Genomic DNA, 24,046 nt, shown 5'->3' on the forward strand with positions numbered 1-24,046 from the left:
ACTTACTTTATCTTACTAGGCGGAAAGCCGAACTGTTTTTTAAAACAGCGACTGAAATATAAGGGATCATTAAATCCAACCATACTAGAAACTTCAGCCACATTATATTGTTTAAGCTGCAACAATTGTGTGGCTTTTTTCAAGCGATTTACACGAATAAAATCATTTGGAGAAAGATCTGTCAATGCCTTCAACTTTCTATATAACTTAGACGAACTTACATTTAATTTATTACAAAGAAAGTTAACATTTAAATCAGGCTCAGTCATATACTCCTCAATTACTTGCATACACTTCTTGATAAAAATCTCGTCTACAGGCGAAAAAGTTGATATTTCCATTTCCCCTTGAGCATTAAGCATATACTTCTTTCTGAGATTAGCTCGACTAACTATTAAGTTCTCTATTCGAGCTTTCAATAGTGATGGATCAAAAGGTTTTACTAGGTAGTCATCAGCTCCTGTTTTATATCCCTCCATCTTCTTTTCATGTTCAGCTAATGCTGTTAATAAAATCACAGGAATATGACTAATCTCGTCATCATTTTTTAGTTTTGAACAGAAGGTAAATCCATCCATAACCGGCATCATTACATCAGCAACAACGAGCACTGGTTTAATTTCTTTACATAATTCCAACCCCACTTCCCCATTCTCAGCAACGTAAACTTTATAAAATTTTGAAAAATAATCAAAGATAAAATCTCTTAACTCAAGATTATCCTCAACAATTAGAAGTTTTTCTTTTAACTTTCCATCAAAAAGTACGCCTTTAGCCTCTATGTTATCTTCATCATGATTCTTCTTCACTATATAACTGTCCAGATCAAAGACTTCATTTTCATTATATGCTGAATTCTTAATAGGGATTTCAAAACCAAAGAGACTTCCTTTCTCAGGTTCACTTTCTACCCATATTTTACCATGATGAAGATGAATTAACTTTTTTACAAAAGAAAGACCGATTCCTGTTCCTGCATTCTGTTCACTTTCATGCTGCACTTGAAAAAAACGTGAAAATATCTTTCCATGAAACCTTTTATCTATTCCAATTCCATTATCCTCAACTTCAGCCACCAACAAAGTATCATCTTTGGGATTTATATGTAATTTGATAATAACCTGACCTCCTCTATATGAATATTTAAAAGCATTTGAAAGTAGGTTATATAAGATTTTATCAAACTTATCCCAATCAATCCAACCATTTAGTACGTCATGAGGACACCTAAATATGAAGTTTATCTCCTTATCTCTGGCCATTGATGTAAAAGAATCATAAATCAATTTTACGTGTTCTTTAATATCTCCATGAGTAACCTTCAATTTTAAGTCACCAGAAGATGCTTTTCTAAAATCAAGCATTTGTACCATCAACTGCAAAAGCCTATTTGCATTTCGTTGTATTAGTAAATGTTGTTTTTTTAATTCTTCTTCAGAGGAGTACCCCCGTTCTAATATATATTTAATTGGACCAATTATTAAACTTAATGGAGTTTTAAGTTCATGTGAGATATTGGTAAAAAAGCGAAGCTTTTCTTGATTTAACATCTCATGCTGTTCTCGTTTGACTCTTTCTAGTATCAACTCTTGCTTGAGCATTAGTCGAGCAAGTATTATTTTTCGCGTCAAATATATAGCAAAAGCCAAGATTACCATGTAAAGCATTATTGCCTTATAAGAAAGCCAAAACGGTGGAGAAATTTTTATATTATATGATACAGCCTCGCTCCAATATCCATGACTATTACTTGCTCTAAGCTTAAAGTCATAATCACCATAAAAAAGATTAGTATATTGGACATTCCGGTGATCACAATCTACAATATTCCATTCTTTATCAACCCCTTCTAACTTATACATGAATTTATTTAATCGCTCATCAACGTAAGAAGGACTAGAAAATGTGATTGAAAAATTACGATTATCAAAATTTAAATCAACTTTTTTTGATTTATTAATGTCTTCTTTGAATATTATTTGCCCATTGACTTCTTTTCCTACAACCACCTCCTCATTTTGAATGCGAAAGCTAGAAATAAACGGCATTAATGAAACGGTATCGTCTTTAAGTTCTTGTGGTGAGAAATATATTATACCTCTTTGACCGCCCATATAAATAAGTGAATCATCTAAACAGTGGAATCCACCTAAGTTAAATATATCCAAACGGTTACCATTTTCCAGATAATACTCTTGTACAGTTTTTGATGAGGTAGTAAATTGAGCGATTTTATTGTTCATGTTTAGCCAAACATGATCACTAGCATCAACAACCATGTCTGTAATCCAACTTTTTCTAAGTACATCAGGGGCTAAAACAGGTTTAAAATCGTTTAATAGGGGATCATAATAATTTAGCCCTCCCCTTGTTGCAGCCCACAATGTACCTTTTTTATCAATCAACAGATCATATACATTTCTATTTGACACCCCAATAGAATCATTGCCTGTATTTTCAAATTTCAATATTGAATTTTGAAAATGATCATAACGCAAAATACCATTTTGAGTTGCAAACCACACAAACCCCTGATTATCTACTAAAATATTGTTTATTTCATAATCAGGTATCAGTTGATTTAAAGATTTATCAATAGAATTATCCCTTAGATTTAATATCACAGCTCCTTGTCCAAATGAACCAACAATTATCTTTTCAGTGGACAATAAGCCGAAAGAAAAAATAGGAATCCCATCAAATCCAACATTGATTAGCTCAGCTGTATTGTAATCATAATTTATTACAAGTACTTTTCCATTCCATAAACCACAATAAAACGTATTACCATCAAATGTTTGAATGGAAGCGATTTCTTTATGTTGATTATATAGTAAATCAATTTTTCCATTCCGCTGTATGAATAAACCATCACCATGTGTACTTATAATAATACTATTGTCATAAGTCATTGAAAAACCACTTACACGAGGCACCTTATCTCCAATAATAAAAGAAATATCATTTAATGTTTTAAATTGATTGTTAAATGGATCATACTTATCTAGTCCATTTTGAGTCCCAATCCATAACACTCCTGACTTATCAAAATAAAGAGCAGATACTAAATTATCAATCAATGATGTATTATCAGATAAGGTTGATGAGTTCAATATATATTTACCCTTTGCAATGTCTTCTAGACTGTCACAGATTAGGAGACCTGCAAGGGTTCCAACCCAATACTTTCCATCTGGAGCCCTTGCCACACAATTAAAATGATTACCTATATTAGAATCTGTTTTACTTTTGTCTATGTTTATTGTATTAAACTGCTCTTCTAGCTCATTATATATATATAGACCTTCACGCGTTCCTATAAAAATATCCTCCTTAATATCTTCATATATAAAATTAACATATGGATTGAAGCTATTACTACCAAATATCTGCAAAGAGTATTGTTTTTTTTCTATTATCCTCCCAAAATTATCCAAAGTTATTCGCGCAACACCACCTGTATCATAACTTCCAACCCATATACGACCTTTATTATCCTCATAAATTACTTTTATATAATTAAAACCTTCAATTCCAACTTTGGTAAAAATATTCAAGTCAACGTTAAAAATATACAGCCCTTTTGTTTTTGTACCAATCCAAACTCTTTTATACTTATCCACATATATCGCTCGAATTTCAGCTTCAGGAATACTATGTACATCATTTTTTTGAGGCAACCACGTTTTGAACAACCCAATATTCATTTGATACAAAGTCAATCCATTTCTGGTTCCAATCCACATATCCTCGTTATCAGCATCAATTACTAATGCAGTAATATCATCATTATTAATAGTATTTGTTTTTGAATCTGAACTTAGATATGGCTTAAACTGATAACCATCAAATCTATTTAAACCATCGAAAGTACCCAACCATAAGAATCCATTTTTATCCTGCACTATATGTCTAATAGAATTATGGGATAATTCTCTTGTATTATCATAATGCTTAAAGCGCATATTTTGCGCGTAAACAAAATTCATTTGAATAATTACAGAAAATATTACAATCCTAGTAAAGCGCCACATAACTACCTAATAAATTCAATTTTATCACAAAACTATCAATAAATCATCTCGAAACCCTTTCTCTTATATAGTTTTTTTTAACTTTTACAATGAAGTTGTTTAAAGTTACACGGCAATCGCATTTAAAGATTAAGCACTTTCTCTCTATAATCAGAAGAAAGTGCTTCTTTGTATCTTTTTCCAGTCATACTCGTTTTCTTCTGGTTTACTGTATTCTTTAGAAATGACATGGCTATTTTAGTAAGTACATTGAAGTTTTCAGCTGACTGACCAGCTCGTTTACGTTGTGCATCTTCGCTAAAATTGACGTCCAAAATCCAATGAAGATTATTTTCGATTTTCCAATGCTGGCGTATGGCTGAGTTGAGTTGTTCTGCATTTGGATTACAACTTGTAATGTAATATCGAATATCAGCCTCAGTGTCTCCACTTAATTTGTCATATCTGATGGATTCCAGTTTGAGTACTGATTTTAAGCCAGGCCAATACTCGTTTTCATCCAAATCTAAAAATGTAAGGTCGCTAATAACAGTACATGCTCGTGTTTCTACCCTTCCATGATCACAATCTTCTATTTTAGCGTAATCAGTAGGCTTGGTAATCGTAAACAGCTTTTTAACTTGTTCGTAAAGTTCAGATTGATTTTTCTTAACTGCCAGTACGTAATCAGCTTCCTTATCCAAAATTGATTGTGCAATCTCTTTTTGACAACCCATTGCATCAATGGTTACAATGCAGCCTTTGATTGCTAATGTTTTAAGCAGTTCAGGTATTGCAGTTATTTCATTACTTTTTTCTTCTGTTATAACCTGGCCTATGCAAACGTTATTACTACAAGCAAATGCAGATACCATGTGAATCGCCTTTTTATCGTTTGCCTTATCGTATAAAAAAATCATACAAATTTTCATAATTCTGTTCATCATCTATAACCTTGTATAAATCACTAATTTTTCTATTCGAACTGTTTGAACTAATGAATTGTCCTTTGCTCAGGATTTCAAATATTTCTGCTGTTTGTATAGGAACGTCCATTTTTAAAACTATTTAGGGTAAACCATTACAAATTCTATCTCTTCTGTTGACTCAAACTGCTCGGTTATTTCGAAAATATTTTCATACTGGGAAATCAATTGACAGAATATGGTAACTCGTTCATCGAAAGACACTTTTTTAATAAAATTGTAATTCATTACAAAATCAAAAAGATTATGTCCTGATGCAACAAAACCATTTTTTACTTCTTCAAGGCTTATTAGTATTTCCTCTTCAGTTTGAGTTTCTAAATATTCATCTGAAATTTTCTCGGCAACAGGTCTTTTATAGTAAATACCTGAATTTACCCGCCTCGCAATTTTAACAATGCTTTCAAAAGCATCTTCGTCCATTTGCAGATACTCGATGGAGAGTTTTAATGGATAAACTGGTTTGGCTCAAAGATCACCGAATTATTTTCAGAAAGAACAGATTTTAAATCAGTGGATGTTTCCAGGACAAACTGGTCCTTTAGATATTTAATCTGGCGCAGTTTTTCAATGACGTTACCCTGAAACTTAATCTGGTTTAGAAAATCAATAATTTGTTTTTCAATCTCAATCAGGTTATGTGTACACTTTCCCAATTGGATTTTGAGTTCAATTATTATCCTGCTTAATTCTTCATCTGTCGCAGTATTGAAGAACGTCAATTCATCTTCAGTGATAATTCCTTCAGTTTGGTCAATTAATCTTGAAATGTCAATTCTCTTTTTATCGAGATGTTCAAGTTTTGATCTTTTTATTTTGTAATTAGGTTCGTTTTTGAAAGTGGTTTCAGTATTGCGTTTCAGATCGACAACGTTTCTTAATGTAATTGTGCCAAGTTTTCTTAAAGTGCTTTTTACAATTCTTAAATAATCATACTTCCGTTGTTCGTTTGGGTCATCAAGATAATAGTTGATATTTTGTCTAACCTTCTCAATATTTTCATTGATGTAAGAAGAATTTATTTCCTCATTGATTTCTAATACCTGTTCAAAAAATTGAAGGAACTGATCGTCGATCTCCAGATTATATCCATTTTGTCTAATAACTGAACGGTCTAACAAATACTGAATTCTGTTATCGTTATTTTCAACCAATTCAAGAGCATATTCATATTTGTAAGAAGCAGCTTTTCGCTTCTTAAACATTTCAGTAAGCAGTTTTTGTTCCCTGTAAAGAGCTGTAAAGAGTTCTTTTATGTTTGAAAAAGTATTCACTAGAGCCAATTTTTATTGTCAAAAGGTTTAGCCCTCTAATTTATTATTTATTTGAAAAAGAAGTAGTATATGCATTACATTCATCCAAATAAAAAGCAGTATTTCCCAGATCCGCAGCATAGCTTGTTGTCTCAAACTCTATATTAAGACTCATATAGAAAGTGCATTACCTCCCTTACTCCTTTAAATACTATAATACCCCAACAACGTAGAGTAAAAAGATATCAAATTAAAAGCCTTCAATATCTTCATGTTTATTGAAGCTGTAAAAGCTGTAAATAAATGTATTATCGTTTGCTTTCGGCCTATTCATTCCACTTATTTATCCGCTCCTCGTACCTCGTCACTTTTGCATTCGTTGCATTCACAAGCCTCAACGCCCCACGCAAGAGTAACTCCTTCATTTCGCTAGACCACCCTTAGCCGGGTTGCACCGCTCATTCCGTTGTTACACTTGCCTTTGCCCGCACCATTAAAATTCTCGAATAAAGTTCCAGTGCCTCCGGTAACTTCATTTCAGGCATTTCTCCGAACCTGTTCGGAACATTTCTTACATTCAGTAACCTTTGGCACCGCACTCAAGAGTAGATGCTTCATTTCACTTTGCTCGCCCTGCCTTCGGACAGACCTCGCTACTTTTCATTCAGCCTCTACACTTGTTTTTGCCAACCCATAAGGTTATTGTGAATGTTTAATGGCCTTCGAAAAAGGCGATACTAATTTTTCAAATTACATTTTTACAGATTCTTCTTTTCCCAGTTATACGTTTTGAAAATCATGCCTTTCCGTTCGGCCATTGTTATTCCGGTGGCAAAGGTAAATCCGTGTTTTCAGGGTGTGCAAGTTCAAACCTCCGGTTTTGCAGAAAATCTCCAACCTCCTTCGTCAGATAGTACTTTATGCAAAAAACCTGCACACCCAAACACTACCTTTTTAAGCCACCAAAACAAAAACGACCGATCCGATGGAAAGACGCATAACATTAAATGATAATACTATGAAAAAGAAAAATAGAAATAACAATTTTGAAAATGGGATTAACGAAAAACAAAACTCACTCTCCTCCGGAATCCGCATAAGTTTTGGTGTGAATTTTCCAATTATTAAACAAAAATTTGTCAAAATCAAAGAAGTTGAATATTCAACGGATTTTGATTTTTTTATCCAGAATCAGGTACATGTGATTGTAAGTAGCAATAAATGTTGCTCGATTTGCAGTTCAGTCGAAAAACGGGTATTCTGGCACGGTGCTGCACTTTCCGATGATACGGTATATACCATGATTGAGGCTATCCATAAGGATATTATCTCCTTCAGGTATGGCGGTAAATTAGTTTACTAAATTCTTTGGCGTGGTTTTTGGATTATTTATACAGATTACTCTTCGGAGAAAATGGTTCTGTTCGTTATGGAGGAGACTGGTTTTATTGAAGAGATTGCAAAGCTTGCAGGGAAGTGAAGACGGAACACAATTTATCAAATTTTAACCTATCCCATTATGAAAAGAATATTCAATAGTTTACCAGTTCGATGGATTCTCAGGCTTGCCATCATTGCCCTTGCTTCGTACATCACCGGATTAAGCTTTTGGTGGTGCTTGTTGGCTTATATCGGTATCATGTTTCTTGTTGAATTTGCAAAGAATATGATTATTGTAATTCTTGGAATTATCTTCGTTATTGGCATATCTCTGGCAATGTTCTTTGGATTATTGACCCTATAAGATTTCATGAAGAAACTATCAAATTAAAAATATCGAGATTACTTATTGCAGGGCTTTTTGCCCTGCTTCTTTTTCTATGAGCCTGAGCGAAGAAAAAGAAGCAAAAAACCACAGGTAAATAATTCTTGATATTGTTGAATTTAAGTTACTTTAGTATAAAGTTACTAACTACTGTTATTATGAATGATGAATCACTAAACGAGTCAACACTTGAAAGGAGAGTTGGAACAGTTTTAAAGAATACATTTCCTGCATTTCAAGAATTAAAAGTAAAACAACAAGGAAGTTTTTCGGTGAATTTTGGAACGCATAAAGTTACGGTTGATTTTAAAGAACCATCTCAACATAGTACCAGGGCAATATACGATATTTTACTGACTACTGAGGATGAGGAAGTTAATCTAATTCTATTGGAATTAAAAAAGGAAGGTCATAAAATCTCGAAAGACAATATAGAACAAGGAATTTCTTATGCCAGACTTGTTCACCCGATGCCGCCAATAACGCTAATATCTAATGGAAGTGATAATCTATTTTTTAATACTTACACAAAAGTGGAAACGCCAGTCAAATTGACCACCCCACGCCAATTTAAATTGACCATCGACGCCGGAGCAAATTGACCACCGACCATTTTCAACAAAAAAGAGAACGTTTTTCTTCTGTCAGATTACAACAAATTTACTGTTTTTTATTCACTATAAATGTTTCGTTTTTTTCTCATCGATTCACCCATCAGCTCAATCCTGTGCGATTGATGTATTAAACGGTCGAGTATGGCATCGGCAATCGTTTTCTCCCCGATTATTTCATACCACTTACTAACGGGCAGCTGTGATGTTACAAGCATTGAGCCTTTATTGTGCCTGTCTTCAATTAACTCTAACAGTGCTATCCGGTTTTGGCTATCTAAGGGTTGCAGGCCAAAGTCGTCAAGTATTACCAACTGGTGCCTGGCCATTTTTGCAAGTTCCTTGAGATAAGATCCATCGGCTTTTGCCATTTTTAGTTTAGAAAACAGCTTGGTTGTATTAAAGTACAAAACCCTGTATCCCTCGATACAGGCCTGATACCCTAAGGCTGTTGCAATATAGCTTTTGCCGGCACCGGTGCTGCCCGATATTAATACATTCTCGTTCTTATTAATAAAATCGCATTCAGCCAGTCTTAACAGTTTTGTCCGATCGATATTTCTTGTATGTTCGTACACCACGTTTTCAATGGTTGCCTTATAATGGAACCTCGCATTTTTTATCAATCGCTCTATCTTTCGGTTGTTGCGATCGTCCCACTCGGCATCTGTTATCATCGATACAAACTGGTCGATGGTGTAATCATCGGTTTTACCTGTTTCGACAGCTGTTTTAAAAGCCCCATGCATACCATGGAGCTTCATCTGTTTCATTCGTGTTAATGTTACTTCGTTCATTGTTCTTTTACTTTATCAGTTATAATATTTTCTTCCCCTTATGTTGTTATGAAAAGGAAGTTCCGGTTCGTCCGGTTTTTCATCGTCAAGTTTATCCAACCCTTTTTCCAGTATCTTTTGTATGATTTTGTAGTTGTAAACCTGATGTTCCAATGCACGTTTACACGCATTGGCAAGCCTTTCTTCTCCCACCTTTTTGGCAAAAGCCAATACGCCCATACAGCTTTTATAGGATTGTTCAGGGTGTTGTTTTCTTTCCAGCACATTGATTATAAATTCCTTTACACTCTCGTCAATTGAAGCTGCCCAGTTGATAAAATGCTGCGGTGTCCAGTCGGTAACAAACTGGTGTGTTGTTGCCAGGTGGTCTTTGTTTGTGGTGTAGAAGTATTTACGTCCATCTCTTTTGTGCAAAGCTATGCGGTTGTATTTATGGTATATTTCAACGGTTTTTGATGTAAACACCAGCTTAACCTTCTTCTTTAAATACTGACACGGAACGCTGTAATAATGCTTGTCTTTGCTTAGCAACACATGCCCGTTCATGGCTACGGTGGCTATTGCTATTTCTTTAATCTCGTATTTTTCTACAGGCAATGCGGTAAGCTTGCCTTTTTCGTCTTCAACGAATAATTGATACCGGGACGTTGGCCTGCCGGTTAACTTTTTGTTGTTATGCTTGTCCAGTTCATCCCAAATTGCACTGTTAAGTTCTTCTAAACTGTAAAAGTCTTTGCCGCGCAAGGCCGGATATATTCTTTGGTACAGTATCTTAACTGCCCCTTCTGCCAGAGACTTGTCCCGGGGACGGTAAGCTCGTGCCGGAAGAACTGTTGTGCCATAGTGTTCAGCAAAGTCCATAAACGTTTCGTTAATGGTAGGTTCAAACCGGCTGCTTTTGGTTACGGCAGACTTTAGGTTATCAGGGACAATAGCTGCAGGAACTCCTCCATAAAAGTGCAGTGCATTTTCAACCGAAGCAACAAAGTCTTCTTTTTGTTGGCTCGCAGAAGCTTCTGCATAGGTGTATTGACTGGCCCCCAGTATGGCAACAAAAAACTGTACCTCTTCAATCTCACCTGTTTCTTTATTGATAATTTCAAGGGTTTTGCCAGCGTAGTCAATAAACATCTTATCGCCTGCTTTATGCTCCATATGCATTACCGGGTTAACCTTTTTACTCCAACGCAGGTAGTGGGCTTTAAACTGGCTTAGTTTTAGCCCATCGGGATGTTTTTTATAATATTCCTCCCACATCAGCTGTTTGGTAACGCCGGTCTTTTTTAGTTCACGTTCCATGTAAGGAAAGAAGTTATAAACCTTTTTTAGCTTGGGGGAAAGAACATCTTCGGTATCTCTGCTAAAGATCTTTTCCAGCTCGGAATCACTCTTTTTATCAATATCATCAATTGTAAGGTTTAATACCTTGTATAGAGCGATATACTTCTTGACGGTGTTACGTGAAAGGCCCAGGTACCTACTGATAAATTGTTTTGCTTTTCCCTGGTGATGCAACTGAATGACTTTTCTAACTTTACTCATGTCGATTAATTTATTAGCCATGTTTTCATATTAATTTGTTTAAATCAGTATGAAATTATGGCTTCGACAGAAGTAAAATCAATCTCTTTTGATGGGTGGTCACTTTAGTCCGGCGCAGGTGGTCAGTTTGCTCCGGCACGGGGTGGTCAGTTTAAACTGGCGAGGGTGGTCATTTTATTCCGGCCTTGGGTGGTCACTTTGACCGTTTTTTCCACTCCAGGCTTAAAAATAAGGTTTTTAGCTTTTATGGAAATGAGGTTTATCCTGCCTATTTAAGGCCGAATACAATTTCTGAGTTTGGAAAAACATACATCAATATTCACGGCTGTATTTTCGACCACGATGACGAGATGGTTCTTTTGGAAAATTCAGGAAAAGGCAAGGAAATTACCCTAAAAACTTCTTCGAACATTGAACTGGGAGATAGTTTTTCTGCAAAAATTATTGAAGGGGCTGGAACGGTAAATTTTGAATCTGATTTAACAGGACTAAAAAAATAATCAATAAAGAAACTAACTATGACTAATTCAAAAATCAAACTTAAACTGGCATTACCGGTATTTATGTCCTTCATTGTAATGGGATTTGTCGACATTGTGGGAGTTGCTACCGGCTATGTAAAACAGGATTTCGGGTTAACCGATAAAGTTGCACAATTTCTGCCATCGATGGCACTGATGTGGTTTTTCTTTCTTTCGGTTCCAACAGGTCTGCTAATCGAACGTTTTGGAAAAAAAATGCTATTGAATATCGGGATGGCAATTACCGGTGTTGGGATGTTGGTTCCGTTTATCCATTATAGTTTTCCGGTAATGCTTACTGCGTTTGTTTTTCTGGGAATCGGTAACACCATTGTACAGGTGGCTGCAAATCCGCTGTTGCACGATGTTGTTCCAAAAGAAAAATACGCCAGTAGTTTGAGCCTTGCCCAGTTTATAAAAGCCATTTGTTCTCTTTTAGGTCCGATTATTACAACTTTCATGGCGGCCAAATTTGGCAATTGGAAACTGGTTTTTATTGTTTATGCAGTAACTTCTTTAATTTCAATTTTGTGGCTTTATTTTACCAAAATTGAAGAAGCCCGCAGCAATGAAACGGTGGCTACGTTTAAAACATGTTTTTCCTTACTGAAAAACAAATTTGTATTGGTGTTGGTTTTGGGAATTTTTGTAACTGTTGGTGCCGATGTTGGAATGAATTCAAACATTGCCAATTTCCTTCAAAATCAGTTTGATTTATCGCTCGAGAATGCATCGTTGGGCATAAGTATCTATTTTACTGCATTAATGATTGGCCGCTTTTTAGGAGCTGTATTGTTAAACTGGATTTCAGCAAGAAAATTTTTGTTTATCACAACACTGGTGGCATTAGTAAGTCTGGTTGCGATGATGTTTTCGCCCAATGCTTTACTGGCCCGGATTTGCATCTTTATGATTGGCCTTGGTTCGGCTAACCTCTTCCCCTTGATATTTGCAATTGCTGTTGACAAATTACCTGCCCGTGTAAACGAAATTTCAGGATTGATGATTATGGCTGTTGCCGGTGGGGCATTTATTCCTCCGGTAATGGGTTATGTGAGCTCAATCTTTGGTGTTGTTGCAAGCTTTTTGGTGTTGGTGATTGTGATGGTTTATTTGCTTGCCATTAGTTTCTATGTGCAGAAAGCAGGAAAGAAGAATATCTAAAAAATCAAAATAAATAATGAAACAAGAGTATTACCTCGGGATAGATATAGGCGGTACTAAATGTGCTGTTATTGCAGGTACCGAAAACATGGAAATTCTCGAAAGAATTCAGTTTGATACAAATACGAACAAGGGGCCGGATTATGCAATTTCCAAACTTTTGGAAATTGCGACTGCTGTAGTTAAACAACTCAATGATTATGAACTTATCAGTATTGGTATTAGTTGTGGCGGTCCGTTAGACAGTAAAACAGGTATTGTTCAATCGCCTCCAAACCTGCCGGGGTGGGATAATATTCCAATTTGTGGCCTTTTAAAGTATAAGTTTAATGTGCCGGTGTTTCTTCAAAATGATGCCAATGCCTGTGCTTTGGCGGAGTGGAAATTCGGAGCAGGAAAAGGAACAGATAATATGATTTTCCTGACTTTTGGGACAGGTCTGGGAGCAGGCTTAATTTTGGATGGAAAACTATATGCCGGCACAAACGATTTGGCCGGCGAGATTGGGCACATCCGATTAGATGAAGATGGCCCGGAAGCATATGGGAAAAAAGGTTCGTTTGAAGGATTTTGCAGCGGCGCTGGAATTGCTCGAATGGCTCAGGCAATGGTGATTGAAAAACTGGAGAAAGGAGAGAGCGTTTCTTTTTGCGAAAGTATTGAAACCGTTCGGAATATTACCACCAAAGATGTAGCTATGGCAGCAGCAGAGGGCGACGAAACTGCAATTGCTGCATTCGAAAAATCAGCGAAATACCTCGGTATTGGATTGTCCATTTTAATTGATGTTTTAAACCCGCAACGCATTGTTATTGGCAGTGTATACGCCCGGAATCCACATCTTTTTGATGCTGTTTGTAACAGTGTGATTGAAAAAGAAGCTTTGGAGCCGGCTTGGAAAGTATGTGAAATCGTGCCTGCCGAACTGGGTGACAAGGTTGGCGATTTTGCCAGTTTAAGTGTGGCAATCGATGGAATAAGCAGAACAAATTAAAGGCAGATGATAATGGATTCGAATCAAATTCTGGAAAATTTAATTGCACGTTACCCTGTCTTGGAGCTTTCAAAAACCGAAATATTTCAGGCTTTTGAGCTTATCCGGGAAAGCTATGCACAGGAAAGAAAGCTTCTGGTGTGCGGAAACGGCGGCAGCGCATCTGACGCCGAGCATATTGTAGGTGAGTTGATGAAAAGTTTTACGAAGAAACGACCCTTGGCATCTCATCTGTCCGAAGAATTGCTTGCTACGTCAGAAGAGCACGGTGCTTATCTGGCAGCAAAGCTGGAAGGAGCGCTTCCTGCAATTGCACTGACTTGCCATTCAGCTTTAAATACAGCCTTTTCGAATGATGTGGATGCTGACCTGATTTATGCCCAGCAGGTTGTTGGTTATGGAAATCAGGGAGATGTATTAATCGGAATATCAACTTCAGGAAATGCAAAAAATGTGATAAATGCTGTAATTACTGCAAAAGCGAAGGGCTTGAAAACAATTGGGCTGTCGGGCAGGCATGGCGGGAAACTGAATGAAAATTGCGATGTAGTTATCCGTGTTGATGCCACAGAAACGTACCAGGTGCAGGAATTGCACTTGCCGGTTTACCATGCTTTGTGCCAAATGCTGGAAGCAACATTTTATTAATACTAACAATTTGAAAACAACAATAATGAAACAACAGAAAACAAACCTTAAATATTTATGGCTTATCATACCGCTTATCATCTCCTATTTCGCATACAAAGGATACGGCTTTGAATACAAAGCTGGTGTAACCATCAGCTGTCTCGGGCTAATTGCCTTTTCTTATTGGAATAAACTAAAGAGCTCGCGTAATGTATTGTTCGTGATTGCAGCTTTTGTTTTTTCCATTATTGGAGATTGGTTCCTGTCGCATAAAGGAGACAGTTTTATAATGTTTTCTGCTGGAATTGGATTCTATTTTTTGGCTCATGCCGGATACATGGTGTATGCATTGGTTAACGGGCGCCTTAAAATCGGATTGGCAGTTTTTCTGCTAATTGCTTATTTGTTGTTATTTGCTTTTGTTCTTTACCCTGCAATTAATGATACTCTGTTGTTAGTGGTTGTGTTTGTTTATCTGTTAATTTCATGTTTTGCGGTGGCTGCTGCCGCTGGAACACGCTTGCCTGCATTTAGCAAATGGGCTTATTTTTCGGGAATTGTGCTCATCCTTTTTTCAGATACCATTATTGCTTTTATGGAATTTACGACATATCAGGATTTAAATTTCCTGATTCTTCCAACTTACTATGCAGCGCATATCGTTATTACTTTTTCATTGCTTTATAAAGCAAACAATAAATCATCTTGAATAAAATAGGACACATGGAGATAAAGAGCTTGCTGGTTTTAATTGCAATGTTTTTTGCAATAGTTGCATTTGGACAGAATAAAGAAAAGAATGACTGGGAAAACGAACAGGTTATCGGGATTAACAAAGAACCGGCGCGTGCTCATTATATCCCTTACGGGAATTTAGAACAGGCTGTTGCCGATTTTAGATTGAACTCATCTTTAGTCTTGGATTTGAACGGTACGTGGAAATTCAACTGGGTAAAACATCCCGATTTGCGGCCAAAAGATTTTTACAAGAATGACTTTGATACAGATTATTGGGATGATATTGAAGTGCCGTCAAACTGGCAAATGAAAGGTTACGGAAAGCCAATTTATACCAATGTAAATTATCCGTTCACAAAAAATCCTCCTTTTATAATGGTTGAAACACCAGCCAATTTCACCAAAAGTGAGATGCCCAATCCGGTTGGCTCTTACAAAAGAGAATTTGAAGTTCCAGAGAATTGGGATGGGAAAGAAGTATTTATCCATTTTGCCGGGGTTAAAAGTGCTTTTTATATTTGGGTGAATGGCCAAAAAGTAGGGTACAGTCAGGGAAGTATGACTCCTGCAGAATTTAATATTACTGATTTTGTTCAATCGGGAAAAAACAGCGTTGCTGTTGAAGTGTACCGCTGGAGCGATGGTAGTTATCTCGAAGACCAGGATTTTTGGCGTTTGAGTGGAATTTATCGCGATGTTTATTTGTATGCGACTCCAAAAATTCATCTCTGGGATTTTTCTTTGAAATCTGATTTTAACGAAGACCTTACTCTGGCAGATTTGAATATCAACTTTCATTTTAGAAATTTTGGAAGTTCAGGTAAAACAAGCTGCGATATTTATCTTTCAGAATATGGAAAAGAGGTGGGCGAGGATCAACCAATTTTGTCTTTGCCGGTTGGAAAAGTTTCAGCAAAAAAGGGTCTGAATATTTCTGAGTCGGTTCAAATTTCCAATCCAAAATTGTGGTCGGCTGAAGTTCCGAATTTGTACCAGGTGGTTTTTGTTTTAAAAGATGAATCAGGAAATACAACAGAGGTTCTTTCAACGCCTTTGGGCTTCCGGAAAATTGAAATAAAAGATCAGCAATTGTGGGTGAACGGGAAAAGCGTTTTGCTAAAAGGGGTAAACCGCCACGAACACGATCCGTTTACTGGAAGGCACGTGAGTTTGGAAAGCATGTGGCGCGATATCGAACTGTTCAAACAGTTTAATGTAAACACGGTACGAACGGCACATTATCCCAATCATCCCGATTTTTACAAGCTGTGCGACATTCACGGTATTTATGTGATTGACGAGGCCAACATTGAAAGCCATGGAATGGGCTACGAGGAGGAATCGCTGGGGCACGATGTGAGTTGGCAAAAAGCACACGTAGACAGGGTAGTCAGCATGGTTGAGCGCGATAAAAACCACCCTTCGGTTATTATGTGGTCGCTTGGAAATGAGGCGGGGCCCGGAGTGAACTTTGAGGCTTGTGCAAAAGCAATAAAAGAAAGAGACACGGAGCGTATTGTGCACTACGAAAGGTACAATGAAATTGCTGATGTTGAATCGATCATGTATCCGGCAGTGGAACTGGTTGAAGAGGAGGGAGCAGAAAATGATCCCAAACCATTTTTTATTTGCGAATATGCACATGCCATGGGCAATGCAGTTGGAAACCTTCAGGAATATTGGGATGCCATTGAAAAGCACAAACGCTTAATTGGTGCTTGTATCTGGGATTGGGTAGACCAGGGATTGGCGAAGCCTGTTCCCGGAAAAGAAGATGAATATTTCTTTGCCTATGGTGGCGATTTTGGCGACCGGCCAACCGATTGGAATTTTTGCATAAATGGACTCACAACTCCCGACAGGCAGGTTACTGCAAAAATGGAGGAAATGAAAAAAGTGTACCAGTATGTTGGATTCGAACCTGTTGATTTGCTCTCAGGAAAAGTGAAAATTACCAACAAATATCAATTCTTTAATTTGAATGAGTTCAGTCTAAAATGGGAGTTGGAATGCAACGGTAAAGTAATCGATGCCGATGAGATGCCTTCGCTTGATCTTCAGCCGGGGGAATCAAAAGAAATAACTATTCCTTTTAGAACCCCGGAGTTATTGGCCGGAGCAGAGTACTTCCTAAAAATAAGTTTCAGTACAAAAAAAGATCTGGCCTGGGCGAAACACGGGCATGTTGTGGCTTGGGAACAGTTTAATGTTCCATTAAAAACACCTGCAGAAATTCAGGTTGATCCAATGAATTTACCGATTGTAAATATGTACGAGAATGAGTTTGAAGTGATCGTTTCAGGGAAAAACTTTGGAGTGGTATTCAGCAAAAAAGTAGGAACAATTACCGGGCTCAACTATTATAAAACCGAGGTTTTGAAAACTCCCAAAGCTGCAATTGACGAGCAAAAACCGGAGACAAAACAGATTTATTGGGCAAAAGATGAAAAGCCGGGAATTGCCGGGCCAACGCTGAATATTTTCAGGGCGCCTACCGATAACGATTATGTGTTTGGAACAGGTCCAGGCCCAATCTGGCAGGGAAAAGAACTGCACAATTTGCGGACTGAAGTTGTAAATTTTGAAGCGGAATTAACGAATAACACGGTGGTAGTTTCTGTCGAAATAAAATCGGTTTCAAAAGACGGGTATGCAGTTCTTACAAATACTTCTTTTACGGTGTTGGGCGATGGAACCATTCGGGTAGAAAATACCATCAATCCTGATAAGGCGGAATGGATGCTGGCTAAAATCGGTTTTCTGATGCAGCTTCCTGCAGGATTTGAAAAAGTGGAATATTTTGGTGCCGGTCCGCACGAAAATTACCCTGACAGAAACCGGTCGGCTGCCATTGGAAAATATACTACTACCGTGGACGATGTGTTTGTTCCTTACATCAGAACCCAGGATTGTGGCAACCGCACCGAAGTGCGCTGGGCGGCTGTTACAAATCATTCAGGAAAAGGATTGCTTATTTCGGCTGAAAATAACATGAATTTTAGTGCTTTGCATTATTTGCCTGTTGATTTGGATAAGGCAAATCATCCGCACGAGCTTAAAAAACGCAAGGCAACAATTTTAACCATTGATGCAAACCATTGCGGTTTGGGTGGCGGTAGTTGCGGCCCGATACCCATGGAACAGTACCGTTTGTTGGACGACGAATATCAATTTAACTATTCCATTAAACCGTATTATAAAACTTTTGAAAACTAAGAATTGAAATTATTTAAGAGGGTGTCTCACTAGAAAATTTTAAAATAGAAAAAACTTACTGTTTGTAAGTAATAGTATCGTTTTTCAAATTTTTTGAAGGGGACTTTAAGTCTCCCCTTTAGGGGAGGTTGGAGGGGTAAAATTAAGGTACAGTACAGACATCTTCTGTTTTTTAGAACTCAGAAATTTAAATGTTGAGTTTAGAAAGAACCATCATAAACCGTAAAGAACCTATGCAACTCAAAAAGAATAACATTAAACTCTTTTCGTATATTTTAAGTGTAAAAAGCATCTTATTAATTTTCGTTGGAGTACTAATTCCATTTTTATCTGTGGCTTGCACTCAGTCGGTAAACGTTGTACATGTGGCAGGAAAACAATCAAATGATCTGTATCAAATTCTGGATAAACACAATCAAATAGAAACAATACTGTATGATTCTCCAATGAAGGCAGCAAAGCAGGCCGCAGCTGGAGATGCGTTAATGATTTTTGCTGATGAATATCCGGCAAAAAGGGCTGAGCTCTCTGCTGAGTTTTTCTCAATTGTGAGGGAAAAGAAACTAAGGGTTTATCTTGAGTATCCTTCATTTTTACCCGATGTGGAATTGGGGAAAACTGTAAAAGCTGATCTGGAGCGGGCAGTTGTAAATTCTTCGTTTTTTGGAGGAATGCCAGACAGTTTGGATGTGTTGAGCATAAACGGGTTGCATTATATTCCAACCAATATTTCGGAAAGTTATATTGTAGCAGCAAAAGTTGCCGGATTTGATAAGGCAGTTTATGGATTGCCTGAGAAAACGATACCTGTTCTGTTCGAACTTCCGGGTTATCCGGTTTTGGTTTCAACGACGAATCTGAGTAATATGGTTCGGGGGCGCTACGCGCCTCAAAAGGCATGGACCGGAGTTTGGAACTCTATTCTGGAATATGTCCTGCCCGAAAATTCGTTTGTTGGGCTCGAATGGAAACCGGAGATTCAGGCTGCATTTGAAAAAACGGAAGAATTGCCAACACAATACCAAATGAATAGTATTGAAAAAGGAGCAGACTGGTTTTTTAGCAGTAAAATGCTGGTTCACGAATCGCTGGAAGATACTCTGGAAATAATGAAAGATGCGGGAAACTGGATGCTCGATTGGAATGCTTCAATTCCTGTGGGAGATGGAAAGAACGGTGTATTCGAATGTGTTTTTTCGAGAATAGATGAAAAAGGCAGCCAGCCAATTGGTATTGTAAGGCGTGGCGATTGTAATGCTGAAACGGCCATGGCGCTGGCCTGTGCCGGAAATGTTTTAAAAAAACCGGAATATTCTAGAATTGCTGAAAACATCTTGGATTTTTATCTTTTTGAATCGGATGCGATGAAAGGAGAATACGGTAATCCCACTCACGGAGCCTATGGGTTAATTCCCTGGGGGATTAGCAATTTTGCCTGGTACCGGGCCAGTTATGGCGACGACAATGCGCGGTTTTTGCTTGGTGCTTTAACAACATCGGCACTCACCGGCTCTGATCGTTGGGACAATCTGTTAATGAAATCCCTGATTGCTCTTCATCGTACAACCGGAAAATCAGGTTTTCGGGGCAGTCGCATTGATGTTCCTGATTTTGAGAAAAATGGTTGGGAACATTACTACGAGAAAGATACAAAGTACTATTCTCCTCATTTTGAAGCCTATGTTTGGGCGTGTATGTTGTGGGCTTATCATAAAACCGGCGATCAAATATTCCTTGAAAGAACTGAAAAAGCCATTAAGGAAACCATGCATAAATATCCGGAAAAATGGCAGTGGACAAATGGAATTGCGCAGGAAAAAGCCAGAATGTTACTGCCGCTTGCCTGGCTGGTACGGGTAAAAGATACTCCGGAAAACAGGGAAATGCTTTACACCGTTGTGAATGATCTTTTAAAACTTCAGGATACCTGCGGCGCAATTCGCGAAGAATTGGGGAATCTGGAAATGGGAAAATATCCGCCTCCGCAAAATAATGAAGCTTATGGAACAGCAGAGGCGCCACTTATTGCCCAAAACGGAGACAAAGTGAGTGATTTACTGTATACCACAAACTTTGCATTTTTAGGATTGCATGAAGCCTATTATGCAACTAACGACCCGAAAATAAAAGCGGCTGTCGACAAGTTGGCCGAATTTTTATGCCGTATACAGGTGGTTTCTGAAAAGCATCCTGAAATTAATGGAGGCTGGATGCGCGCTTTTGATTTTGGCCGATATGAACACTGGGGCTCAAATGCTGATCTTGGTTGGGGAGCCTGGGCCATTGAAAGTGGCTGGACTCAGGGGTGGATTGTTTCCATTTTGGCGCTGCGCGAACAAAACACTTCGATATGGGATTTGACAAGCAATTCGAAAGTCAAGCAGCACTACAAAGGCTTGAAAAAGCAGATGTTGACCGGCGTAAAATAATTTAACTCTTAAATCAGTATTCACTGAAATGCGTTTTAAAAAGTGAAAACTGAAACGAGAGTTCTACAAACCAATTTTGACAATTAATACCAATGAAGAATATAGTTTATCTTTTTTTCTTATTATTTCTTGTGAGTTGCACTTCAGAAAATGAATGCACAAATACTGCACGTTTAACCGATTTGGTAAATCCTTTGGTGGGAACCGATTCGGAACGTGATCTTTCAAACGGAAATACGTACCCGGCAATTGCCCGTCCGTGGGGGATGAATTTCTGGACCCCGCAAACCGGAAAAATGGGAGATGGCTTTTGCTATACGTATGATGCTCATAAAATTCGGGGCATAAAACAAACCCACCAGCCAAGCCCTTGGATCAACGATTATGCTGCATTTTCGTTTATGCCGGTTGTTGGCGAATTGAAATTTAAAGAAGATGAAAGGGCTTCGTGGTTTTCGCATAAAGCGGAAATTGCAAAACCGCATTATTACAGCGTTTATCTGGCTGATTACGGTGTAACTGCCGAAGTGACTCCAACTGACCGTGCTGCTCAATTTCAATTTACCTTTCCGCAGCATGAAAACTCGTGGATCGTGTTGGATGGTTTTGATGGTGGTTCAATGGTGAAAATAATACCGGAAGAACGCAAGATTATTGGCTATTGCCAGAATAATCACGGGGGAGTCCCTGATAACTTCAGAAACTATTTTGTAGCTGTTTTCGACAAAGATTTTTCTCATACAAAAGTATGGGCAGACAGTGTGCTAAAGGAGTTAAACGAAGCTGAAGGTTTCCATGTGGGAGCTGTGGTTGGTTTCAAAACAAAAAACGGAGAGAAAATAAATGTTAAAGTTGCTTCTTCTTTTATCAGTTTGGAACAGGCCGGGCTTAATTTAGAGCGCGAGGTGGGGAATAAAACTTTTGCTGAAACAAAAAAGGAAGGGCAGTTGGTTTGGGAAAAAGAATTTTCCAGAATCAAGGTTGAAGGCGGAACGGAGGAACAGCAAAAAACATTTTATTCGTGCCTGTACCGCACTTTGCTTTTTCCCCGGAAGTTTTATGAGTTCGATAAGGACAACAACATCGTTCATTACAGTCCTTACAACGGGGAAGTGCTGCCCGGTTACATGTTTACCGATAATGGTTTTTGGGATACATTCAGGGCTGTATTCCCGTTCTTTACTTTGATGTACCCCGAATTAAACTCACAAATTATGCAGGGGTTGGTGAATGCATACAAAGAAAGTGGATGGCTACCGGAATGGGCCAGTCCCGGGCATCGCAACTGCATGATTGGTTCAAACTCAGCCTCGTTGATCGCTGACTCATATCTAAAAGGAATTCGCGGTTACGACATCGAATTATTGTATGAAGCAATTATAAAAAACACAAAAGAGAATCACAAAACCATCAGATCGGTTGGCCGGTTTGGAGCAGATCAATACAATAGATTAGGGTATCTGCCTTTTGATGAAAAGATTGGACAAACTTCATCACGGACATTGGAATACGCGTATGCTGATTTCTGTATTTCGAGGTTGGCGCAGGAATTAGGAAAGCCGCAAGAAGAGATTGACCTTTTCCGAGAGCGGGCACGAAACTATAAAAATGTGTTCGATCCCGAAGTAAATTTGATGAGGGGCAGGTACGAAGATGGAAGTTTTCAGGCGCCATTTAATCAGTACCGATGGAGTTATGCGTTTACCGAAGGATCTACCTGGCATTACTCGTGGAGCGTTTTTCAGGATATTGAAGGGTTGAAAAACCTGATGGGGGGCGATCAGCAATTTGTAGAAATGCTTGATTCGGTATTTGTTGCTCCTCCAATTTACAATTACGACTGGTTTTATGGCGGAACTGTAATTCACGAAATTCGCGAAATGCAGGTTGCCGGAATGGGGAATTATGCCCACGGCAACCAACCTGTTCAGCACATGATTTATTTGTACAATTATACCAGTGAACCCTGGAAAACCCAATACCGTGTTCGTCAGGTGATGGATAAATTGTATACACCTTATCCGGACGGTTATTGTGGCGATGAGGATAATGGGCAGACTTCTGCGTGGTATGTTTTCAGTGCCATGGGATTTTATCCGGTTTGCCCGGGTACCGATCAGTATGTTTTGGGCAGTCCCTTGTTTAAAAAAATCACCCTTCAGTTGGAAAACGGAAATGAGTTCATTGTAGAATCGGATAATTATGGAAAAGAAAACTTCTACATCGACCGGGTGCGATTAAACGGGAGTTCGTATGATAAAAACTATTTAAGGCATTCAACTATATTGAATGGTGGTGAAATTAAATTAAAAATGTCTGATTCACCTAATAAAAGCAGGGGTACTAAACAGCAAAGTCATCCTTATTCGATGACAAATTGAATTTAAATATTAAAGCCAAACTTATGGGAAAGAATTATTTGTCCATTTATCTTATTGCTATTTGTTTTTTGTGTAGTATAACTGGTTACGCCCAGCAAAAACCAGCACCTCCGGTGTTGGTTAAACTACCATTTGCTTTTTCTGATGTGGGGCGCACCCCCATGGAGAATACACCATTTGTTTTTGATTCCAAGTTATTAATTGTTGCCAACTATCGACCTGGTGAAGCAGAAGCCAAAGGGGAGAATGCTTATTTATACATTGATGATTTAAAAACTGGGAAAGAGGTTGCCCGGTTTGGAAAAGGGCATTCATTTGTTTCTGCATTTGTGCAAAAGGAGGAGTTGAATGTGTTTGCCCTTGAGTTTTCAGATTTTGGACGGGTAATGAATTCTTCAGGCATTGACCGGATTTTTTCCACCGACATGAAAAACTGGAAAACAGAGAAAGTAATTTTGCCTGAAGGCGATGAACACCTCTTCAATTCATCAGTTTGCCGTGATGATAAAGGTTATGTAATGGCATATGAATCAGACAAACCTGTAAAATTCTGTTTCAAATTTGCCCGTTCAAAAGATCTGTCTAACTGGGAAAAAATTCCGAACCTGGCTTTCACCGGCGAAAATCAGGAATATTCAGCTTGTCCTGTAATTCGCTACTATGCTCCTTATTATTATGTTATTTACCTTCATGCTCCTGTAGAAGGGCATAATGGTTGGATATCATACATGGCTCGTTCTACTGATCTCGAAACCTGGGAACTTAGCTCTTTTAACCCTGTTCTGGAGGCAGAACCAGGCGAAGGGAAAAATAATTCCGATGTAGATATCCTGGAGTATAAAGGTAAAACCTATCTCTATTATGCTACAGGCGACCAGGAAACCTGGAGTACTATGCGGGTAGCCATGTTTGACGGAACGGAAAAAGCATTCTTTGAAGCGTATTTTCCTGAAGGTAATCCATTCGTAAATATTTCAGCAAAAAAATAACTGCAACTATGAAGAAA

General features: G+C 38.0%; 19 protein-coding genes. 12 read left to right on the forward strand and 7 right to left on the reverse strand.

Going from position 1 to position 24,046, the window contains the following annotated elements; genetic code table 11:
- Window positions 1-2: 2 nt before the first annotated feature.
- The 5 genes from D1614_RS18850 to D1614_RS18860 all read right to left on the reverse strand — a co-directional run bounded on the left by D1614_RS18850 (window position 3) and on the right by D1614_RS18860 (window position 6,273).
- Entirely contained in the window at window positions 3-4,034 is a 4,032-nt protein-coding gene (locus tag D1614_RS18850) for a hybrid sensor histidine kinase/response regulator transcription factor (RefSeq protein WP_119439533.1), read from the reverse strand.
- Between the two features lie 122 nt (window positions 4,035-4,156).
- Window positions 4,157-4,960, reverse strand: a complete 804-nt coding sequence (locus tag D1614_RS18855) for an ISAs1 family transposase (protein ID WP_119439534.1) — start codon at window positions 4,958-4,960, stop codon at window positions 4,157-4,159.
- Window positions 4,914-5,069, reverse strand: a complete 156-nt coding sequence (locus D1614_RS27845) for a condensin complex protein MksE (RefSeq protein WP_438268359.1) — start codon at window positions 5,067-5,069, stop codon at window positions 4,914-4,916. The genes D1614_RS18855 and D1614_RS27845 overlap by 47 nt, the downstream gene beginning before the upstream one ends.
- An 8-nt stretch (window positions 5,070-5,077) precedes the next feature.
- A complete protein-coding gene (locus tag D1614_RS26085) occupies window positions 5,078-5,422 on the reverse strand; it encodes a hypothetical protein (RefSeq protein WP_206610078.1) in 345 nt (114 codons plus the stop codon).
- A 23-nt stretch (window positions 5,423-5,445) separates the two neighbouring features.
- Window positions 5,446-6,273, reverse strand: a complete 828-nt coding sequence (locus tag D1614_RS18860; RefSeq protein WP_206610079.1) for a hypothetical protein — start codon at window positions 6,271-6,273, stop codon at window positions 5,446-5,448.
- 997 nt (window positions 6,274-7,270) lie between these two features.
- Between D1614_RS18860 and D1614_RS18870 the strand changes: the two genes are divergently transcribed.
- The 3 genes from D1614_RS18870 to D1614_RS18880 all read left to right on the forward strand — a co-directional run bounded on the left by D1614_RS18870 (window position 7,271) and on the right by D1614_RS18880 (window position 8,619).
- Window positions 7,271-7,615: a hypothetical protein gene (locus D1614_RS18870; protein ID WP_119439536.1), complete on the forward strand. Its 345-nt coding sequence runs from the start codon at window positions 7,271-7,273 to the stop codon at window positions 7,613-7,615.
- Window positions 7,616-7,771: 156 nt separating this feature from the next.
- The gene (locus D1614_RS18875; RefSeq protein WP_119439537.1) at window positions 7,772-7,996 is read left to right on the forward strand and encodes a hypothetical protein; all 225 of its coding nucleotides are present in this window, start codon (window positions 7,772-7,774) and stop codon (window positions 7,994-7,996) included.
- Between the two features lie 179 nt (window positions 7,997-8,175).
- Window positions 8,176-8,619 (forward strand): type I restriction enzyme HsdR N-terminal domain-containing protein, encoded by a 444-nt coding sequence (locus D1614_RS18880; protein ID WP_119439538.1) that lies wholly within the window; start codon window positions 8,176-8,178, stop codon window positions 8,617-8,619.
- Window positions 8,620-8,687: 68 nt separating this feature from the next.
- On the opposite strand, the gene istB is transcribed toward D1614_RS18880, so the two are convergent.
- Window positions 8,688-9,425, reverse strand: a complete 738-nt coding sequence (istB, locus tag D1614_RS18885) for an IS21-like element helper ATPase IstB (protein WP_119439516.1) — start codon at window positions 9,423-9,425, stop codon at window positions 8,688-8,690.
- 15 nt (window positions 9,426-9,440) lie between these two features.
- Window positions 9,441-10,967: an IS21 family transposase gene (gene istA / locus D1614_RS18890; RefSeq protein WP_206610076.1), complete on the reverse strand. Its 1,527-nt coding sequence runs from the start codon at window positions 10,965-10,967 to the stop codon at window positions 9,441-9,443.
- 359 nt (window positions 10,968-11,326) lie between these two features.
- Between istA and D1614_RS25690 the strand changes: the two genes are divergently transcribed.
- The 9 genes from D1614_RS25690 to D1614_RS18935 all read left to right on the forward strand — a co-directional run bounded on the left by D1614_RS25690 (window position 11,327) and on the right by D1614_RS18935 (window position 24,029).
- Window positions 11,327-11,467, forward strand: coding sequence for a hypothetical protein (locus D1614_RS25690; RefSeq protein ID WP_155523344.1), 141 nt, complete (start codon window positions 11,327-11,329; stop codon window positions 11,465-11,467).
- Window positions 11,468-11,485: 18 nt separating this feature from the next.
- Window positions 11,486-12,652: an MFS transporter gene (locus D1614_RS18900; protein ID WP_119439540.1), complete on the forward strand. Its 1,167-nt coding sequence runs from the start codon at window positions 11,486-11,488 to the stop codon at window positions 12,650-12,652.
- Window positions 12,653-12,668: 16 nt separating this feature from the next.
- Window positions 12,669-13,646, forward strand: a complete 978-nt coding sequence (locus D1614_RS18905) for an ROK family protein (protein ID WP_119439541.1) — start codon at window positions 12,669-12,671, stop codon at window positions 13,644-13,646.
- A 12-nt stretch (window positions 13,647-13,658) separates the two neighbouring features.
- A complete protein-coding gene (locus tag D1614_RS18910; RefSeq protein ID WP_119439542.1) occupies window positions 13,659-14,294 on the forward strand; it encodes a D-sedoheptulose-7-phosphate isomerase in 636 nt (211 codons plus the stop codon).
- A gap of 25 nt (window positions 14,295-14,319) precedes the next feature.
- A complete protein-coding gene (locus D1614_RS18915) occupies window positions 14,320-14,985 on the forward strand; it encodes a lysoplasmalogenase family protein (RefSeq protein ID WP_162304565.1) in 666 nt (221 codons plus the stop codon).
- Between the two features lie 14 nt (window positions 14,986-14,999).
- The gene (gene lacZ, locus D1614_RS18920) at window positions 15,000-18,230 is read left to right on the forward strand and encodes a beta-galactosidase, LacZ type (protein ID WP_206610080.1); all 3,231 of its coding nucleotides are present in this window, start codon (window positions 15,000-15,002) and stop codon (window positions 18,228-18,230) included.
- Between the two features lie 446 nt (window positions 18,231-18,676).
- Window positions 18,677-20,659 carry a hypothetical protein gene (locus tag D1614_RS18925; protein ID WP_147384320.1) on the forward strand — a complete coding sequence of 661 codons (1,983 nt, stop codon included), beginning with the start codon at window positions 18,677-18,679 and terminating at the stop codon, window positions 20,657-20,659.
- Window positions 20,660-20,751: 92 nt separating this feature from the next.
- Complete coding sequence (locus D1614_RS18930) at window positions 20,752-23,040, forward strand: GH92 family glycosyl hydrolase (RefSeq protein WP_119439545.1); 2,289 nt, start codon at window positions 20,752-20,754, stop codon at window positions 23,038-23,040.
- 23 nt (window positions 23,041-23,063) lie between these two features.
- Window positions 23,064-24,029 carry a family 43 glycosylhydrolase gene (locus D1614_RS18935; protein WP_147384321.1) on the forward strand — a complete coding sequence of 322 codons (966 nt, stop codon included), beginning with the start codon at window positions 23,064-23,066 and terminating at the stop codon, window positions 24,027-24,029.
- The last annotated feature ends 17 nt before the right edge of the window (window positions 24,030-24,046 follow it).

The organism is Maribellus luteus (genome assembly GCF_003576475.1).
GTDB lineage: Bacteria > Bacteroidota > Bacteroidia > Bacteroidales > Prolixibacteraceae > Draconibacterium > Draconibacterium luteum.

What these genes read in the sequence shown, in the direction of transcription:
- D1614_RS18880 (WP_119439538.1), top strand. Translation starts at nt 8,176, where the DNA reads ATGAATGATGAATCACTAAACGAGTCAACACTTGAAAGGAGAGTTGGA.
- D1614_RS18930 (WP_119439545.1), top strand. Translation starts at nt 20,752, where the DNA reads ATGAAGAATATAGTTTATCTTTTTTTCTTATTATTTCTTGTGAGTTGC.
- istA (WP_206610076.1), bottom strand. Translation starts at nt 10,967, where the DNA reads ATGAGTAAAGTTAGAAAAGTCATTCAGTTGCATCACCAGGGAAAAGCA.
- D1614_RS26085 (WP_206610078.1), bottom strand. Translation starts at nt 5,422, where the DNA reads ATGGACGAAGATGCTTTTGAAAGCATTGTTAAAATTGCGAGGCGGGTA.
- D1614_RS27845 (WP_438268359.1), bottom strand. Translation starts at nt 5,069, where the DNA reads ATGGACGTTCCTATACAAACAGCAGAAATATTTGAAATCCTGAGCAAA.
- D1614_RS18870 (WP_119439536.1), top strand. Translation starts at nt 7,271, where the DNA reads ATGAAAAAGAAAAATAGAAATAACAATTTTGAAAATGGGATTAACGAA.
- D1614_RS18855 (WP_119439534.1), bottom strand. Translation starts at nt 4,960, where the DNA reads ATGATGAACAGAATTATGAAAATTTGTATGATTTTTTTATACGATAAG.
- D1614_RS18900 (WP_119439540.1), top strand. Translation starts at nt 11,486, where the DNA reads ATGACTAATTCAAAAATCAAACTTAAACTGGCATTACCGGTATTTATG.
- D1614_RS18875 (WP_119439537.1), top strand. Translation starts at nt 7,772, where the DNA reads ATGAAAAGAATATTCAATAGTTTACCAGTTCGATGGATTCTCAGGCTT.
- D1614_RS18850 (WP_119439533.1), bottom strand. Translation starts at nt 4,034, where the DNA reads ATGTGGCGCTTTACTAGGATTGTAATATTTTCTGTAATTATTCAAATG.
- D1614_RS18915 (WP_162304565.1), top strand. Translation starts at nt 14,320, where the DNA reads ATGAAACAACAGAAAACAAACCTTAAATATTTATGGCTTATCATACCG.
- lacZ (WP_206610080.1), top strand. Translation starts at nt 15,000, where the DNA reads ATGGAGATAAAGAGCTTGCTGGTTTTAATTGCAATGTTTTTTGCAATA.
- istB (WP_119439516.1), bottom strand. Translation starts at nt 9,425, where the DNA reads ATGAACGAAGTAACATTAACACGAATGAAACAGATGAAGCTCCATGGT.
- D1614_RS18935 (WP_147384321.1), top strand. Translation starts at nt 23,064, where the DNA reads ATGGGAAAGAATTATTTGTCCATTTATCTTATTGCTATTTGTTTTTTG.
- D1614_RS18905 (WP_119439541.1), top strand. Translation starts at nt 12,669, where the DNA reads ATGAAACAAGAGTATTACCTCGGGATAGATATAGGCGGTACTAAATGT.
- D1614_RS18910 (WP_119439542.1), top strand. Translation starts at nt 13,659, where the DNA reads ATGGATTCGAATCAAATTCTGGAAAATTTAATTGCACGTTACCCTGTC.
- D1614_RS18925 (WP_147384320.1), top strand. Translation starts at nt 18,677, where the DNA reads ATGAAGGCAGCAAAGCAGGCCGCAGCTGGAGATGCGTTAATGATTTTT.